Source organism: Variovorax sp. P1_G12, assembly GCF_056405555.1.
Map to the genome: position 1 here is coordinate 86,545 of NZ_JBFUBW010000021.1, position 15,906 is coordinate 102,450.

Here is a 15,906-nt window from a genome sequence, read left to right on the forward strand (position 1 = left end):
CTCAGCCGTCCTTGCGCAGCCGCACGCGGAACTTGATGGTCACGTCGGGGCCGATCACGTCGGTCGCGACCCATTCGCCGGTGCCGATGCCGAACGGCGCCCGCTTGACCACGAACTCGCCGTCCAGGGTCGCGCCGTCGCCGGCGGGCGTCCAGCTGAACGGCACTTCGACCGGCTGCTGCACGCCCTTGAGCGTGAGCGTGCCGTGCGCCACGAAGCGATTCGCGACACGGGCGATGTCGGTGGCGCGGAACTCCGCCTGCGGGTACTTGGCGAAATCGAACCATTCGGGGCCGGCGATCGCCTTGTTGATGTCGGCGCTGGCCATGTCTGCGCTGGCCACTTTGATGGTGACATCGAGCCGACCGCCGACCGGAGTCGGCGGATCGAAGCGGGCGCGGACGTCGAAGTCCTTGAACACACCCGGCGCCGGCACGGTCTCGAAGGAGGCGACGAACTCCAGGCGGCTGCCGGATGGCTCCATCTTCCAGTCGGCCGCGTGCGCGATCTGCAAAAAAGCTGCGCAGGCGAGCAGCGAGACGAGAGCGGCGAGTCTTTTCATTTTGGAAGAATCCTTGCAGGCAGCATGCGGATCAGCACATTGTCCCGCTGGATGAAGTGATGGCGCAGCGCCGCGCCGATGTGCACCAGCAGGAGCAAGGCCAGCAGCACGCCGAGCGAAAAATGCACGAGCGACGCGACATCCGCGACCTGCTTGTCGACCGCGGTGATGGATGGCAGCGGAAGGCGCCAGAAGATCTTGAACGGCACGCCCGAGGCGGAGGTGATGACCCAGCCGGCGAGCGGCATGCCGAGCATGACGAGGTAGAGCAGCACGTGGCTCGTGCGAGCCGCGGCCCGCTCCCAGGCCGGCATCCCGGCCGGAAGCGGCGGCGCAGGGGTCGCCAGCCTCCACACGAGACGCAGGACCACGAGGGTCAGAACCAGCATGCCGATGGACTTGTGCCAAACGAAGAGATCGATCTTGGTCGGCGACAGCCGCCAGGTCGCGGCCAGCCAGCCGAGCGCGAACTGCGTGAAGATCAGCAGCGCGATCAGCCAGTGGAGGAACTTCACGACCCCGTTCCAGGAGGGTTCGATGTCCGATGCCTTCATGCAGATCCCGCGGTGCGCGCGAACGCCCGTCCTCGCAGGGGGTTTCTTTGCGGAAAATCCGGCGCAACAGGGTCGTGCATCGACCGGAGTATCTGCCGCCAATCGCATGTCGGCTACTGCCGGCCGCCCTTGCCCACTTCAGCTCCGCTGAGACAGAGAGCTTGCGCTGCCTGGCCCGAGCCCGTGCCGCAGGAAATGGATGTAGGTCTTGATCACCGAATCGGGGATGGCCGCGTCGCGGCTGGTATCGCTCAGCGCCTTGATGTAGAGGTAGTCCCGCGCCGCGATCAGCAAGTAGACCAGGGTGCTGAGTTCGTCTTCCCTGTAAGCGGAGAGTTCGCCTTCCGCATGCGCCCGCTTGAGGAACCTGAGGTACCTCTTCGTGACTTGGCGGTGATGGAGGGCCCACGCGGAAGGCGCTTCCACCTCGGCTTCGTTCAGCACGCGCCAGAACCACGGGTTCTCGTGGAGGTATTCGAAGACTGCGCGCACCCCGATCTCCTCGACTTCGAAGAAGCCCTTGGCGCCGTGTGCACGCTCGCGCACCCGCTCGAGCATGTGCAGGCCGAAATGCGGCAACAGTTCGTCGAACAGCGCCTGGCGCGATTCGAAGTACAAGTAGAAGGTGCCTTGCGCCATGCCGGCGTCCGCGGTGATGCGCTGGATCGATGCGTCGCGGTAGCCGTACTCGCCGACGACGCGCGCGGCGGACACGAGCAACTGCTCACGCGTGCGTGCCGCACGTTCTTCCCGCGTGAGCTGCACGCTGGCCGACACCTTGCGCGTCTTTCGGGGGGGAGTCGAAACCGTTGCCAAACCAATCCTTTCGCGGGCCGCACGGCGCCAGGATGCAGGCGCGCGAGCTCATTTTTTCAGTCTACCGGATCGTCTCTGCGTCTCCGGTCTGCGCGTTTCTACCTAGCGCGTTCGCCAGAAAAATGAATCAAACTGAGCACTGACTCATTATTCAGTTTAATTCATTTGCTTCCCTTTCGGGGGGCACAAATCACCAGCCCGATGACCATGGACCGCCTGCTCGATGCCGCCCCCGCGACGCCTGACGCCCGAGCGGCCGAGAACGAATTTCGCCGCCAGGTGCGCGACTACTGCGAGCGCGAACTGCCGCACGACGTGCGCGAGAAGGTGCTCGGCAACCTGTTCCTCACCAAGGAAGACAACCTGAAGTTCCTCCGCTCGCTGGCCGGTCGCGGCTGGGTGGCGGGGCACTGGCCGCGTGAATACGGCGGTGCCGATTGGACGCCGCTGCAACGCTTCGTGTTCGAGGAAGAGAGCATGCGTTGCGGTGCGCCCTGGCTCATTCCCTTCGGCGTCAACTATGTCGGACCGGTGATCTACACCTTCGGCTCGGCGGCCCAGAAAGCACGCTTTCTGCCGCCGATCCTGGCCTCCGAGGAGTGGTGGGCGCAGGGCTATTCGGAGCCGGGTGCCGGCTCCGACCTGGCGGGTCTCAAGACCCGCGCGGTGCGCCGGGGCGACCACTACGTCGTGACCGGCCAGAAGACCTGGACGAGCTACGTGCAATGGGCCGACTGGATGTTCTGCCTGGTGCGCACCGGCGAGGCGTCGCGGCCGCAACAGGGCATCAGCTTCCTGCTGATCGACATGCGCACGCCGGGCGTCACGGTGCGGCAGATCAAGACCATGGACGGCTGCCACCACGTCAACGAAGTCTTTCTCGACGAAGTCAGGGTGCCGGTCGAGAACATCGTCGGCGAGGAGGGCAAGGGCTGGAGCTATGCCAAGTTCCTGCTCAGCAACGAGCGCATCCTGTCGGCCGAAACCGGGCGATCGATGCGCCAGCTCGGGCACCTGAAAGCGCTGGTCGACGGTTCGCCGAGCGACGGCGTGGTGGATCGTGCGGCTTTCGATCGCCGCTTCGCGCAGATGGAGCTGAAACTGCACGCGCTGCGCGCCTTTTGCCTGGCCTATGCGCGCAGCATGGATCCCAGCCAGCCGCCCGGGGTCGAAGCGTCGATCATGAAGATCCGCGGCTCCGAACTGCAGCAGCAGATATCCGAAGCCACGCTCGACTGGCTCGGCAGCAGCGCCATTGCGTACGACCCGGCCGACGTGCACGGCGCGCACGCGGCGTCGCCCGTTGGCCCGGCCGACGCGAGCGGCGCGATCCGCGAATACCTGCATGGGCGGGCCTCGACCATCTACGGCGGATCGAACGAGATCCAGCGCAACATCATCAGCAAAGCGGAGCTGGGCCTGTGAAGACCAAGATCTGGCGCGACGAAACCGATGCCGCGCTCGACGATGCGGCGAGCCGCTACACGGCCGAGCGCTACCGTTTCGAGGTGCGGCAACGGCTCACGCGCGACGAGCGCCGCTTCGACGCCGCGGTCTGGAAGGACATGGCCGACATGGGCTGGCTCAGCGTGGCCACGCCCGAGGAAGAGGGCGGCCTCGGCCTGCGCGTCGCATCGATCTGCCTGCTGGCCGAAGCGGCTGGACGGGCGCTCGTCACCGAGCCGTTGACTTCGAGCGGCGTGCTCGCGCCGTACCTCGTGGCGCGCCATGGTAGCGCAGCGCAGCGCAATGCGCTGTTGCCGCGCCTGCATGCCGGCGCGCTGCGAATTGCTTGCCTGCTGGCCGGCGACGCGGTGCGCGTCGAAGCCGGGCGCCTGCACGGTCGCCAGCAGGTCGTGGTCGATGCCGACATCGCCGAGCAGATGCTGGTGCGCAGCGGCGATCGCCTCTGGCTGGTCGACGTGAACGCTCCGGGCGTGACGCGCCGGACGTATCCATTGCTCGACGGCCGGGGTGCGGCCACCGTGACCTTCGAAGCGGCCGAGGCCACGCCGCTCGGCGCCGGCGATCCCGCCGACCTGCGGCACGCGCTCTGGCTCGCCGCCCTGGCCACCGCCGCCGATTCGCATGGCGCGATGGCTGCCGCCTTCGACCTCACGCTCGACTACCTCAAGACCCGGCGTCAGTTCGGCAACCCGCTCGGCACCTACCAGGCGCTGCAGCATCGCGCCGTCGACCTTTACGTTGCGCTCGGCGAAAGCCGCGCCGTGCTGGACCAGGCCATCGAATCGCTCCAGGCCGGCGCCCCCGATGCAGCGCGCGACGTGCATGCCGCCAAGGCGCTGATCGGCGAAAGCGCCCGGCGCGTGACGCAGGAGGCGGTGCAACTGCACGGGGGTATCGGCGTGACCGACGAGTACGCGGCCAGTCACTACTTGCGCCGCGCACGCGTCAACGAGCAGCTCTGGGGCTCGGCAGAGCAGCACTTTCTGGCGTTCGCGGCCGCCGCGCCGGCCGCCACCATTTGACGAGGACGTTCATGGATTTCGCTTCCTACCAGTGCATCGAGTTCCGCCGCGACGGCCGCATCCTGACCATGGTGCTGAACCGACCGGAACAGCGCAATGCAGTCAATGCGCGGCTGCACCACGAACTCTCGCGCGTGTTCACCGACGTGCAGCGCGACCGGGATTCCGACATCGTCGTGCTCACGGGAAACGGAAGCGCGTTCTGTGCCGGCGGCGACATCGACTGGATGCAGCTGTCCGTCGACGAGCCCGACGAGTTCGAGAAGACGGCGCGCGAAGCCAAGGACATCGTCTACTCGCAGCTCGACCTCGAGAAGCCGCTGATCTGCAAGCTCAACGGCCATGCGACCGGGCTCGGAGCCAGCCTCGCGCTGCTGTGCGACATCATCATCGCGTCGGACGAGGCCAAGATCGGCGACCCGCACGTGAGCGTGGGCCTGGTGGCGGGCGATGGCGGTGCGCTGATCTGGCCGCAACTGGTCGGCTACGCCAAGGCCAAGAAGTACTTGCTGACCGGCGAACTCATGCTCGCGGCCGAAGCCGAGCGCATCGGCCTCATCACCGACGTCGTGCCGCGTGCCGAGCTCGATGCCGCCGTCGACGGCATGGCGCAGCGGCTGGTGTCGGGCGCCACCAAGGCCATCCGCTGGAGCAAGGTCGCGACCAATCTGCCGCTGCGCCAACTGTTCCACAGCTATTTCGACGCCGGCGTGGCGTACGAATGCATGTCGAACCTCACGGCCGACCATGCCGAGGCAGTCAAGGCTTTCCGCGAGCGCCGCAAGCCGGTGTTCACCGGCCGCTGAATCTTTCAAGGAGACAACATGAACCGCATCGATCGCAGAAGCATCCTCAAGTACTCCGCGGCGGCTGCCGCAGCCGCGACCGGCCTGCCGGGCCTGGTGCGCGCGCAGGGCGGCCCATTCAAGATCGGCCTGATCACGCCGCTCAGCGGCCCGCAGGAGTTCATCGGCTCCTACGTGAAGAATGGCGCCGAGATCGCGGTCGACCAGATCAACAAGTCCGGCGGCATCATGGGCCGCCAGGTCGCGCTCGAGATCCGTGACGACAAGGCGAATCCGGCGGCGGCGCTGGCCGCGGCCCGCGAGCTGCTCGGCGCCGGCATCAATCTGCATATCGGCGGCATCTCGAGCGCCGTGGTGCTCGCGCTCGGCCCGGTGATGCAGCAGGAAAACGGCGTGTTCGTCACCTGTGGCGCCGGCACGGAGAAGATGAATCACGAGAACTACTCGCCCAACCTGTTCCGCCCGGGCGACTCGCCCGACGCGCGCACCCGCGCGCAGGCCAAGCTGATGGCGCAGAAGTACCCCGACATCACGCGCTGGACCGGCCTGGTGCCCGATCACGAATACGGCCGCACCACCTGGGCCATCTTCGTGGACGGCCTGCTGGAATACTATCCGTCGATCGCGAAGAAGAAGCCCGAGATCCTCGAGCCGATCCTCATGCCCTACGGCGTGGCCGACTACCGCAACTCGATCACGCAGGCCTTGCGCCAGCAGGCTGACGGCGTCTTCAACTGCACCTACGGCGGCGACGCGATCACGATGTTCCAGCAGGCGCGCGGCTTCGGCCTGATGCAGCGCTACAAGGTGGTGTGCGACGCGGCCAACGAGTTCCTGGTGGCGCGTGGCCTCAAGGCGCAGCTGCCACCTCAATGGACGGGCATGCACTACTACGCCGAAGCCAACAAGGGCAACCCGCTGAGCGACCGTTTCGTCGCCGACTACCTGGCCAAGACCAAGGACCCTGAGCCGCTGGGCTGGGCCGCGGAAGCGCATGCGAGCATCTATGCGCTCAAGCAGGCGATCGAGAAGGGCAAGTCCACCGACACCGCCGCCGTGATCGCCAACCTCAAGGGGCTGACCTGGGACACCGTCACCGGCCCGCGCACCATGCGCGCCGAGGACAACCAGGCGATCAAGGACGTGGAGCTGGTGTATATCGAGCCGGGCACCGGCGAGAAGGGCTACAAGGTCACGCAGTACGTGAAGGTCGACGGCAAGTCCGTGATCTTCCCGCCCGCGCCCGGCAAGAAGCTCACGCTTCGCACCGCCTGAGCGGACAGCGCGCGCGCCAATGCAAGCTGCCGATATCGCGACCCTGCTGGTCAACAGCCTCACTTGGGCCATGGCGACGTTTCTCGTGGCGGCCGGGCTCACGCTGGTGTTCGGCACCCTGCACATCCTGAACTTCTCGCACGGCGGCTTCTTCATGATCGGGGCCTACATGGCCTATTCGCTGGCCGGCGCGATCGGTGGTGCGCCGTCGATCGCGGTCTACCTGTTCGGCTCGCTGGTGGCCGGCGTGCTCGTCGCATTGCTGGGTCTGGTGGTCGACCGGCTGGTGCTGCGGCGGCTGGCGGGCGTGGAGGATGCCTACGTGCTGATCGCGACCTACGCACTGCTGCTGGTGTGCGAAGGCTCGACCAAGCTCGTGTGGGGCCTCAACTACCACAGCGTGCTGCCACCGGCTTCGCTCGACGGCGCCTGGCTGCTCGGCAACGCGGTGCTGCCCAAGCTGTCTCTCTTCATCATCGGCGCGGGGGTCGTGGTGTACGCGGCGCTCGAATACTTCCTCAACCGCACCAAGCCCGGCCGGCTGGTCAAGGCCATCGCGGCCGACCCGTGGATGGCACGGCTGCTGGGCGTCAACGTGCGGCTGGTCTACACCGCGACCGTGGCGCTCGGCTTTGCGTTGGCCGGCATCGCGGGCGGGCTGCTGGTCTCGAACCAGACCCTGTCGCCCACGCTCGCCAGCGCCTTCGTGATCCAGGCCTTCGGCGTCATCATCATCGGCGGCATGGGGAGCATCAGCGGCGCGTTCCTCGGCTCGATCCTGCTCGGCTGCATCGATGCGTTCGGGCAGTGGGTCCTGCCGGGCCTGCCGGGCTTGCCGTTCTTCGTGGCGATGACGCTGATCCTCCTGCTGCGTCCCCAGGGCCTGATGGGCAAGGCGAAACACTGATGATGCGCACCACCACCACCACCACGAGCTTCATCGGCGGCGGACTGCGCCGCGACCTGCTGATCCTGCTGGGCGTGATGGCCCTGGCTTGCTGCGTGCCGGGCCTGCTGAACCGCGGGCTGGTGTTCATTGCCGGCATGATCTGGATCAACGCGGTGTTCGGCCTGTCGTTCAACCTGCTGTTCGGGCTATCGGGCGTGCTGAGCTTCGGCCAGGCGATGTTCTTCGCGGCCGGCGCCTATGCGGCGGCCGTGTTGACGCAGCATCTGGGCCTGCCCTTCGTTCCCGCGCTGCTGTTGTCGGCGCTGACAGGCGCGGTGCTCGCGGGTCTCGTCGGCGTGGTGGCGCTGCGGCGCAGCGAGGGCGTGTACTTCGCGATCCTCACGCTGGCGTTCGCCGAGTTGCTGCACCTGCTGATCGCCAACACCGCGCTGCTCGGCCGCAACGACGGGCTGCCCGGGCTGCAGCGGCCGCGCCTGGGCTTCGGCGGCTGGCAGGTCGACCTGGCGGCGGGCGACAATTTCTACTACTTCATCGTGGCCGTATGTGCGCTCCTGATCCTGTTCATCCGCTGCGTCATCGACACGCCGTTCGGCCGCGCGCTGCAGGCGGTCAAGCAGGACCCGGAGCGTGCCGAGTTCCTGGGCATTCCGGTGCGCATGCACCGCCTCGTGGTCTTCGTGCTGGCCGGGGCCACCACGGCCGCGGCCGGTGCGCTGGTGGCGCCCTGGGCGCAGATCGTCACGCCGGATCTGGCGCACTGGTCGAACTCCACCAACCCTATCCTCTACACGCTGCTCGGCGGCAGCGCCTATTTCTGGGGGCCTGCGCTGGGCGCGGTGGTGCTGTCGGCGGTGTTCTACCTCACGCGCACGCTGGCGGGCATGTCGGACATGGTCACCGGGCTGCTGTTGCTGGTCGTGGTGGTGTCGATGCCGGGCGGAATTCTCGGTCTGTTCGCGCGCTGGACGCGCAGGGAGGGCCCGCGATGAACCCGACCCTGCTCGAAGCCACTGCACTCGACCGATCGTACGGGCGCATTCGCGTGCTGCGCGACGTGAGTCTGACCGTCGGCACCGGCGAGTCGCATGTGGTGATCGGCCCGAACGGTGCCGGCAAGACCACGCTGTTCAAGGTGCTCACCGGCGAGTTGTACGCCGACCGTGGCGCCGTGCGCTTCGGAAGCCGCGACGTCACGCGCATGTCCGCGCACCAGCGTGTGCATCTGGGCTTCGGCCGCACCTTCCAGGTGGCCAAGGTGTTCCCCAGGCTCAGCGTGCAGGACAACCTGCGGGTCGCGCTCGAGGCGCGCGTGCGCCGCGCCAATCCGCTCGGCCGTGTGCCGAAGGCGCAGGCGGAGGCCTTTCCCGGCGCCATCGAGACGCTGCTCCACGACACAGGCTTCGGCGCCCAGCGCGACAGCATCTCGGGCATGCTGGCCTACGGCGACCGCAAGCGGCTCGAGATGGCGATGGTGCTGGCGCTTGAGCCCGCCGTGCTGTTCCTGGACGAGCCGACCGCCGGCATGTCGGCCGCCGAGCGCCACGCCACCGTCGAGTTGCTCAAGGCCGTCAAGCGCAAGCGCAGCCTCTCGATGCTCATGACCGAGCACGACATGTCCGTGGTGTTCGGCCTGGCCGATCGCATCTCGGTGCTGCACTACGGGCAGCTCATCGCCTCGGGCACACCCGAAGAGATCCGCACCAACGACAAGGTCAAAGAGGTCTACCTCGGCGACGGGGAAGAAGACCATGCTTGAGGTGCGCCAGTTGCACGCCCGCTACGGAGACAGCCGGGCGCTGTTCGGCATCGACATCGACGTGCCGGCGCAGGGCGGCGTGGCGCTGCTGGGGCGCAACGGCGCAGGCAAGTCGACGCTGATGAAATCGCTGCTCGATGCGGGACCGCAAACCAGCGGCGAGATCCGGCTCCATGGAAAGCCGTTGGCCGGCCTGACGACCGAGGCGCGTGCGCGGCTCGGGCTGGCACTGGTGCCCGAGGATCGGCGCATCTTCACCACGCTCACCGTGCGACAGAACCTCGAACTGGCCTGGCATGCGGTCGGCAACGCGCGGCCCACGATGAGCATCGACCACGTGTGCGCGCTGTTTCCGCTTCTGAAGGATCTGCTCGACCGCCTGGGCTATCAGCTCTCCGGCGGTCAGCAGCAGCTGGTGGCGGTGGCGCGCGGACTGATGGCCTCGCCGGTGCTGCTGTTGCTCGACGAGCCGGCCGAGGGCCTGGCGCCGAAGGTGGCGCAGGATCTGGCGCGCCAGGTGCGCGCTGCACGCGAGAAGCTCGGGCTCACCGTGCTGGTGGCCGAACAGAGCATCGCCTATGCGCGCCAGTGCACCGAGTACGTGTACCTGCTCGACAGCGGCGCGCTGGTGTTCCAGGGCGACTGGCCGGCCTTCGATGCGCGGCCGGAACTCAAGGCCCGCTACCTCGCCGTGTAGGCACCAGGAGACCGACTTGCGACTAGACATCAGCGGATGGAACGTTCATTGGGACGAGGGGCGCGCCGCGCGATGGGTGGCCGGTGGCCAGTGGCTCAACCGCACCCTCGCCGACGCGGTACGCGAGGCGGCGCAGACAGAACCCGGACGCGTCACGCAGCTTTGCGGCGGCCGCGAGGTCACGGCCGGCGAAGTGTGGGACAAGGCCCGGCGGCTGGCCTCGGCCCTGTGGCAGCACGGCTTTCGCGCCGGCGATGTCGTCGCGTTCCAGACGCCCAACTGGCACGAGGCCGCTTTCATCGACGTTGCGGCCTGCCTGCTCGGGCTGGTGGTGTGCCCGATCGTCACGATCTACCGCGACCGTGAGGTCGAGCAGATCCTGTCCGACAGCCGGACCAAGGGCATCTTCATCGCGGAGAACTTCCGCGGCTTCGACTTCGCCGCCATGCTCGCCCGGCTGCAGCCGGCGCTGCCTGCATTGCGGCATGTGTGGACGGTGCGCGGCACCCCGGGCACGGGCTGCGATCTTCAGGACCTGATCGCGACGGCGCCACCGCTGCCCGCGCTGCCACCGGTGTCGCCGGATGCCGTCAAGCTGGTGCTCTACACCTCGGGCACCACGGGCCGCCCGAAGGCCGTGCTGCACTCGCACAATTCGCTGATCCGCGCCACGCTGATGTGCGCGCGGCATTGGGGCATCGCGCCCGGCGACACGACGCTGATGCCATCGCCCGTCACCCATGTCACCGGCTTCAGCCACGCACTGGAGATGCCGTTCTACGGCGGTACGCGCTGCGTGCTGATGGAGAAGTGGGACGCGGCCGCTGCGGCCGCCATCATCGAACGCGAGCAGGTGTCGTTCACCATCGGTGCCACGCCGTTTCTTCAGGAACTGATGGACGTGGCCGAGTCACAGGGCCTCGCCCTGCCGTCGCTGCGCCTTTTTCCTTGCGGCGGCGCGGCGGTGGCGCCCGAGATCATCTACCGCGTGGCGCGCGTGCTGCCCAACTGCCGCGCGTTCCGCGTCTACGGCTCGAGCGAGGCGCCGATGATCACGCTCGGCTTCTGCGCGCCGGGCCAGGAGCGCCTGGCCGCCGAGACCGACGGCGAGATCGTCGACTATGAAGTCCGGGTGGTCGACGTCGAAGGCCATACGCTCGAAACGGGGCAGGAAGGCGAGATCTGCGCGCGCGGGCCGTCGCTGTTCCTCGGCTATGCCGACCCCGAGCATTCGGCCGAGGCCTTCGACGCCCAAGGCTTTTTCCGCACCGGCGACGTCGGCTATGTGACGGCCGACCACGCGGTGGTGTTCACCGGCCGCATCAAGGACCTGATCAATCGCGGCGGCGAAAAGATCAGCGCCAAGGAAGTGGAAGACCTGCTGCACCAGCACCCGGCCGTGATGAACGCGGCGGTGGTCGCGATGCCGCACGCGCGGCTCGGCGAAACGGTGTGCGCCTATGTGATCGCGAAGCCGGGGGCGAGCGTCACGGCGGCCGATATCACCGCGCTGCTCGACGCGGCCGGCGTGGCGAAGCAGAAGTACCCCGAGCGCTTGTTCTTCGTCGACGACTTTCCGAAGACGGCCTCGGGCAAGGTCAAGAAGGACCTGCTGCGCGCCGACGTGCGAGAGCGGTTGACCAAGGCCGCAGCATAGCTGCCTCGCTACTGCCCGACGACCGACCAGCCCGCCTGCTGGTTCGTCTTGTCGTTCTCGTACTCCCAGCGCGTGCCGCAGGCGTCGCATCGGTAGCTGGTGACGTTGACGGTGTGGCCGCCGCTGTCGCCGTCGCTGCGCTCTTCCTTGCGGCTGGACAGCTGCACCAGCTCCGCATGCCCGGGCGCGCGGCGCCAGTTGCGCTGGATGCCGGCGCATGAGGCGCAAAGCACCATTTTCTTCAATTCGGCCTGTCGGTTGGACTCGTTCGCCATGCGGCTTGTGCTCTCTCTGTGGAATGGTTCGCTCGGTCGAGCATGTTAGCGCGCACGGACCAGGAACGGCACAATGAGTGCACCATGCGTCCCCGGTTTCTCGTCCTTGTGATGGCCATCACGCTCGGCGCCGTCTGCAGCGCCGAGGTGGTTCGCTGCGCGGACGCCGCGGGCAATGTCAGCTACACCGACGGCGCCTGTCCCGCAGGCGCCCGCCCCGTGGGGCGCGTGGTGATCCCGCCGCCGGCCGATCCGGTCGTCGACGCCGACCGGGCAAGGCCATTGCAGCGCGAACCGACGGAGGCCGCCGCGCGCCTGCCGCCCGCACCCGCAGGCCCCATCGTCATCGACTCGCGCGGCCACAGCGGCAGCGGTGTCGAGCCGGCCGGCGATTCGCGCTGGAGCGATCGCGGTGCCGATGCCTGGGTGCCGGACGATGGCTACGCCGTCCCGGGCGCCTATCGCCGGCCGCCGCCGCCGCGCGACATGCGGCCGCGCGTGCGCCGCTGCGATGAAGCCGGTTGCGAGGACAGGCAGGGCAACCGGTACAACCATTCCGGACAGCTGGAACGCTACCAGAGCCTCGACGGCAGGACCTGCCGGCCGGTGGGGACGACCACGGTCTGCCGCTGAACGTGATCCCGCGCCGGCGCCGCCGCTATCGGGGGCAATCACCGCCAACGGACACGCTGCCGTCCTTGCATTCGGTCAGGATGGGTTCGCCGCGCGGGCGTGGCGCAGCGGCCCCGGGCTCGGCGCCGCGGTCGCGCTGGTAGACGATCTTCCGGCTGCCCAGCTCGCAACTGCCCACCACTTGGCCATCCGCGGGCGCCGCGGCATCGACCGTGGTGACCGTGAAGCGCGCCACGCCCGCCGCGGCGATCTTCGCCTCGATCTCGGCGCGCAGGGCCTCGCAGCTCTCGGCGGCGCTGGCGGCGCCGGCGAGAGCCCAGGCACAGCAAATCAGCCAGGGTTTGATCATGGGCGTCGATGCTCGCATGCGCCGACGCGATCCGCCAGCGCTTCTGCCGTACGGGCTCGACACAGATGTAGCGAAAGGTAGGCGCGCCGGTTCATCGGTCGCCGTGCTTGCGCGGCGATCCTGGCCTGTCAGTAAACTCGCCCCGTGACCTCACCCGCCCCCGCAGCCCATCCCATCCTCCTCGGTTGCATCGCCGACGATTTCACCGGCGCCACCGACCTCGCCAACAACCTGGTGCGCGCCGGCATGCGCGTGGTCCAGACCATCGGGGTGCCGGAAGGCCCGCTCGGCGCCGAGGTCGACGCCGTCGTGGTGGCGCTGAAGTCGCGCACCGTCCCCGCGGCCGAGGCCGTGGCGCAATCGCTGGCGGCGCTGCACTGGCTGCAGGCGCAGGGCGCGCGGCAGATCTACTTCAAGTACTGCTCCACGTTCGACAGCACGCCCGCAGGCAACATCGGCCCGGTCGCCGAGGCGCTGATGGACGCGCTGCACTGCGACTTCACGATCGCCACGCCGGCCTTCCCCGACAACAATCGCACCGTGTTCAAGGGCTACCTGTTCGCGGGCGAGGTGCTGCTCAACGAGAGCGGCATGCAGAACCATCCGCTCACGCCGATGACCGATGCCAACTTGGTGCGGGTGCTGCAGGCGCAGTGCCGGCGCAAGGTCGGCCTGATCGACCACGTCGCGGTGGCGCAGGGCGCCGAGGCGATTCGCGCGCGCATCGCGCAGTTGCGCAGCGAGGGCGTGGGCATCGCGATCGTCGACGCGGTGTCCAACGACGACCTGCTGCGCCTGGGTCCCGCGCTGGCCGGCATGCCGCTGGTGACCGCCGGCTCGGGCGTCGCGATCGGCCTGCCGGCGAATTTCGGCATCGCCCCCTCATCGACCGCGAGTGCGCTGCCGGCGCCGACCGGTCTCCGGGCGGTGGTGTCGGGCAGCTGCTCGCTGGCCACCAATCGCCAGGTGGCGGCGTTCATCGCAACGGGCCGGCCGGCGCTGGCGGTCGATCCGCTGCAGCTCGCGGCCGGTATCGACGTCGTCGGGCGGGCGCTGACCTGGGCCGAGCCGCTGCTGGACGGCGGCCCGGTGCTGGTCTATTCCACCGCCGACCCATCGGCCGTGAAGGCGGTGCAGGGCCGCCTGGGCGTGGAGGAGGCGGGCGCGATGGTCGAGCGCGCGATCGCCGCGATCGCGCGCGGGCTGGTGGCGCGCGGCGTGCGCCAGCTGGTGGTCGCGGGCGGCGAGACCTCCGGCGCCTGCGTGCAGGCGCTGGGCATCGCGCAGCTGCAGATCGGCGCCCAGATCGACCCCGGCGTGCCCTGGTGCCATGCGGCCGGCGAGGCGGCCGGCGGCGCGGGCTTGCACATCGCGCTCAAGTCCGGCAACTTCGGCAGCGACGATTTCTTCACCAAGGCCTTCGAGCTGCTGTGACGCACGAGCATCGCGCCCGCGAGGAAATCTGCCGCATCGGCCGCAGCCTGTTCGAGCGCGGCTACGTGCACGCCACCGCGGGCAACATCAGCGTGCGGCTCGACGACGGTTTCCTGATCACGCCCACCGATGCCTGCCTCGGCTTCCTCGATCCGGCCAGGCTGGCGCGCCTCGACAGCGGCCTGCGCCAGACCCACGGCGACCGCGCCAGCAAGACCATCGCGATGCACGCACGCATCTACGGCGCGGCCGCCGGCTTCGATGCCGGCACGCGCTGCGTGATCCACACCCACAGCACGCACTGCGTGGCGCTCACGCTGCGCGAGACCGGCGACGAACTGCTGCCGGCCCTGACACCGTACTTCGTGATGAAGGTCGGCCACGTGCCCGTGATCCGCTACCACCGCCCGGGCGCACCCGAGGCGGCGGCGCTGGTGGCCCAAGCCATCGAGCGCTATGGCGCCGCCGGCACGCCGATCCGCGCCGTGATGCTCGAGCGCCTGGGGCCCAACGTCTGGCACGACACGCCCGCCGCGGCGATGGCGGTGCTGGAGGAGCTCGAAGAAACAGCCAGGCTCTGGCTGCTTGCGAACGGGCCTGCGGATCCGCCCGATGGGCTCGGCGAGGCCGAGATCAACGAGCTGCGGCGCAATTTCGGGGCTCGTTGGTAATCGGGTGTGCGCGCAGTCCACGCACTGAGGGTCACGATGGGGTCGCGTCTTATGGATGACGCGCGTAGCGACTGGGCGGTTGTCCGACATGGCGGCTGAACGCCGTGCTGAACGTGCTGGCCGAGCTGTAGCCGACTTTTTCAGCGATTTCGGTCATGGCGACGCCATGGCGGCTGAGCAGGGTCTTGGCCAGCGCCATGCGCCAGGCCAACAAGTACTCCATCGGGGGCACGCCCACGGCACGCGAGAATCGCTCGAAGAAGGTGGATCGGGACAGGGCGGCCTCCTTGGCAAGCGCCTCCACCGTCCACGAGCGCGCAGGCGCGCTGTGCATCAGCCGCAATCCAACGGCCACCCGGGCATCCGCCAACCCACGCAGGAGCCCGGCCGGGGCGCTGTCACGGGTATGGGAGCGCAGCGCCTCGACCAACAGCAGCTCCACGAGCCTCCCCAGCACCAGGTCGCGGCCAGGTCGCGCTTCGATGCACTCTTCCCTGACCAATTTCACCAGCATCGACAGGCGCTCGATGCCTCGCACATGCAGCAGGGTTGGCAGCAGTGAGACCAGCAACGCGGCGTCGGGTGAATCGAATTCGAAGTAGCCGCCCAGCATGCGCACATCCGGGGGGCCTTTGCGCCTGCCGTGGCGCAACTCGCCCTCTGGCGTCGGTGCCTGCTTGGGGTCGAAGAAAACCGGCACCGCCGGCTCCATGCCCGACAGCGTGAACCCGGGCGTCGCCGGCATCAGCACGAAGTCGCCCGCCTCCAGGGTCACAGGCTCTTGCTTGTCCACGGTCAGAACGCACCGGCCTTCCAGCATCGCGCAGAAACTGGGCTGGCCAAAGTCCGAGTAGAGCACAGCCCAGGAACCGGCGCCGCTGATCACCTTCGAGAACACTGCACGCGGTCGCAGCAACGTGATGACCTCCGCGAGTGGGTCCACCATGTCCGGACTCCTGCCAAAGAAAATCGGACTTTAGATTGTAGTGAGTCCGGACTTGACCCGATATCGTGAGGCCACC

General features: G+C 68.3%; 18 protein-coding genes. 12 read left to right on the plus strand and 6 right to left on the minus strand.

Annotated elements, in window-relative coordinates; translation table 11 throughout:
• Position 1 precedes the first annotated feature (1 nt).
• From AC1D2O_RS23050 to AC1D2O_RS23060, 3 genes are all read right to left on the minus strand, one after another.
• Positions 2-562, minus strand: coding sequence for a YceI family protein (locus AC1D2O_RS23050; protein ID WP_478085768.1), 561 nt, complete (start codon positions 560-562; stop codon positions 2-4).
• Positions 559-1,116, minus strand: coding sequence for a cytochrome b (locus tag AC1D2O_RS23055; RefSeq protein WP_478085770.1), 558 nt, complete (start codon positions 1,114-1,116; stop codon positions 559-561). The genes AC1D2O_RS23050 and AC1D2O_RS23055 overlap by 4 nt, the downstream gene beginning before the upstream one ends.
• Positions 1,117-1,254: 138 nt before the next feature.
• The gene (locus AC1D2O_RS23060) at positions 1,255-1,932 is read right to left on the minus strand and encodes a TetR/AcrR family transcriptional regulator (protein WP_478085772.1); all 678 of its coding nucleotides are present in this window, start codon (positions 1,930-1,932) and stop codon (positions 1,255-1,257) included.
• Positions 1,933-2,133: 201 nt separating this feature from the next.
• Between AC1D2O_RS23060 and AC1D2O_RS23065 the strand changes: the two genes are divergently transcribed.
• From AC1D2O_RS23065 to AC1D2O_RS23105, 9 genes are read left to right on the plus strand one after another with little or no spacing between them, the layout of a single operon-like run.
• The gene (locus AC1D2O_RS23065) at positions 2,134-3,357 is read left to right on the plus strand and encodes an acyl-CoA dehydrogenase family protein (protein WP_478085774.1); all 1,224 of its coding nucleotides are present in this window, start codon (positions 2,134-2,136) and stop codon (positions 3,355-3,357) included.
• Positions 3,354-4,421: an acyl-CoA dehydrogenase family protein gene (locus AC1D2O_RS23070; RefSeq protein WP_478085776.1), complete on the plus strand. Its 1,068-nt coding sequence runs from the start codon at positions 3,354-3,356 to the stop codon at positions 4,419-4,421. Before AC1D2O_RS23065 ends, AC1D2O_RS23070 begins: the two co-directional genes overlap by 4 nt.
• 11 nt (positions 4,422-4,432) lie before the next feature.
• Complete coding sequence (locus AC1D2O_RS23075; protein ID WP_478085777.1) at positions 4,433-5,227, plus strand: enoyl-CoA hydratase/isomerase family protein; 795 nt, start codon at positions 4,433-4,435, stop codon at positions 5,225-5,227.
• 18 nt (positions 5,228-5,245) lie between these two features.
• Positions 5,246-6,502, plus strand: coding sequence for an ABC transporter substrate-binding protein (locus AC1D2O_RS23080; RefSeq protein ID WP_478085779.1), 1,257 nt, complete (start codon positions 5,246-5,248; stop codon positions 6,500-6,502).
• A 19-nt stretch (positions 6,503-6,521) separates the two neighbouring features.
• Entirely contained in the window at positions 6,522-7,409 is an 888-nt protein-coding gene (locus tag AC1D2O_RS23085; protein ID WP_478085781.1) for a branched-chain amino acid ABC transporter permease, read from the plus strand.
• Positions 7,409-8,401, plus strand: coding sequence for a branched-chain amino acid ABC transporter permease (locus AC1D2O_RS23090; protein ID WP_478085782.1), 993 nt, complete (start codon positions 7,409-7,411; stop codon positions 8,399-8,401). The genes AC1D2O_RS23085 and AC1D2O_RS23090 overlap by 1 nt, the downstream gene beginning before the upstream one ends.
• The gene (locus AC1D2O_RS23095; protein ID WP_478085784.1) at positions 8,398-9,168 is read left to right on the plus strand and encodes an ABC transporter ATP-binding protein; all 771 of its coding nucleotides are present in this window, start codon (positions 8,398-8,400) and stop codon (positions 9,166-9,168) included. Before AC1D2O_RS23090 ends, AC1D2O_RS23095 begins: the two co-directional genes overlap by 4 nt.
• Complete coding sequence (locus AC1D2O_RS23100; protein ID WP_478085785.1) at positions 9,161-9,865, plus strand: ABC transporter ATP-binding protein; 705 nt, start codon at positions 9,161-9,163, stop codon at positions 9,863-9,865. The genes AC1D2O_RS23095 and AC1D2O_RS23100 overlap by 8 nt, the downstream gene beginning before the upstream one ends.
• Before the next feature lie 16 nt (positions 9,866-9,881).
• Positions 9,882-11,522 carry an AMP-binding protein gene (locus AC1D2O_RS23105; RefSeq protein ID WP_478085786.1) on the plus strand — a complete coding sequence of 547 codons (1,641 nt, stop codon included), beginning with the start codon at positions 9,882-9,884 and terminating at the stop codon, positions 11,520-11,522.
• A gap of 8 nt (positions 11,523-11,530) precedes the next feature.
• Here AC1D2O_RS23105 and AC1D2O_RS23110 read toward each other — a convergent pair whose 3' ends face one another.
• Complete coding sequence (locus AC1D2O_RS23110) at positions 11,531-11,797, minus strand: hypothetical protein (RefSeq protein ID WP_478085787.1); 267 nt, start codon at positions 11,795-11,797, stop codon at positions 11,531-11,533.
• 84 nt (positions 11,798-11,881) lie between these two features.
• Between AC1D2O_RS23110 and AC1D2O_RS23115 the strand changes: the two genes are divergently transcribed.
• Positions 11,882-12,430: a hypothetical protein gene (locus AC1D2O_RS23115; protein WP_478085789.1), complete on the plus strand. Its 549-nt coding sequence runs from the start codon at positions 11,882-11,884 to the stop codon at positions 12,428-12,430.
• Positions 12,431-12,455: 25 nt separating this feature from the next.
• On the opposite strand, the gene AC1D2O_RS23120 is transcribed toward AC1D2O_RS23115, so the two are convergent.
• Entirely contained in the window at positions 12,456-12,779 is a 324-nt protein-coding gene (locus AC1D2O_RS23120) for a DUF1161 domain-containing protein (protein ID WP_478085790.1), read from the minus strand.
• Between the two features lie 144 nt (positions 12,780-12,923).
• Here AC1D2O_RS23120 and otnK point away from each other — a divergent pair, with 144 nt between their 5' ends.
• Both otnK and AC1D2O_RS23130 read left to right on the plus strand, forming a co-directional pair.
• Positions 12,924-14,213 carry a 3-oxo-tetronate kinase gene (gene otnK, locus AC1D2O_RS23125; RefSeq protein ID WP_478085791.1) on the plus strand — a complete coding sequence of 430 codons (1,290 nt, stop codon included), beginning with the start codon at positions 12,924-12,926 and terminating at the stop codon, positions 14,211-14,213.
• Positions 14,210-14,884 (plus strand): class II aldolase/adducin family protein, encoded by a 675-nt coding sequence (locus AC1D2O_RS23130; protein WP_478157961.1) that lies wholly within the window; start codon positions 14,210-14,212, stop codon positions 14,882-14,884. The genes otnK and AC1D2O_RS23130 overlap by 4 nt, the downstream gene beginning before the upstream one ends.
• Positions 14,885-14,933: 49 nt before the next feature.
• On the opposite strand, the gene AC1D2O_RS23135 is transcribed toward AC1D2O_RS23130, so the two are convergent.
• Complete coding sequence (locus tag AC1D2O_RS23135) at positions 14,934-15,830, minus strand: helix-turn-helix transcriptional regulator (protein WP_478085794.1); 897 nt, start codon at positions 15,828-15,830, stop codon at positions 14,934-14,936.
• Positions 15,831-15,906: the final 76 nt, after the last annotated feature.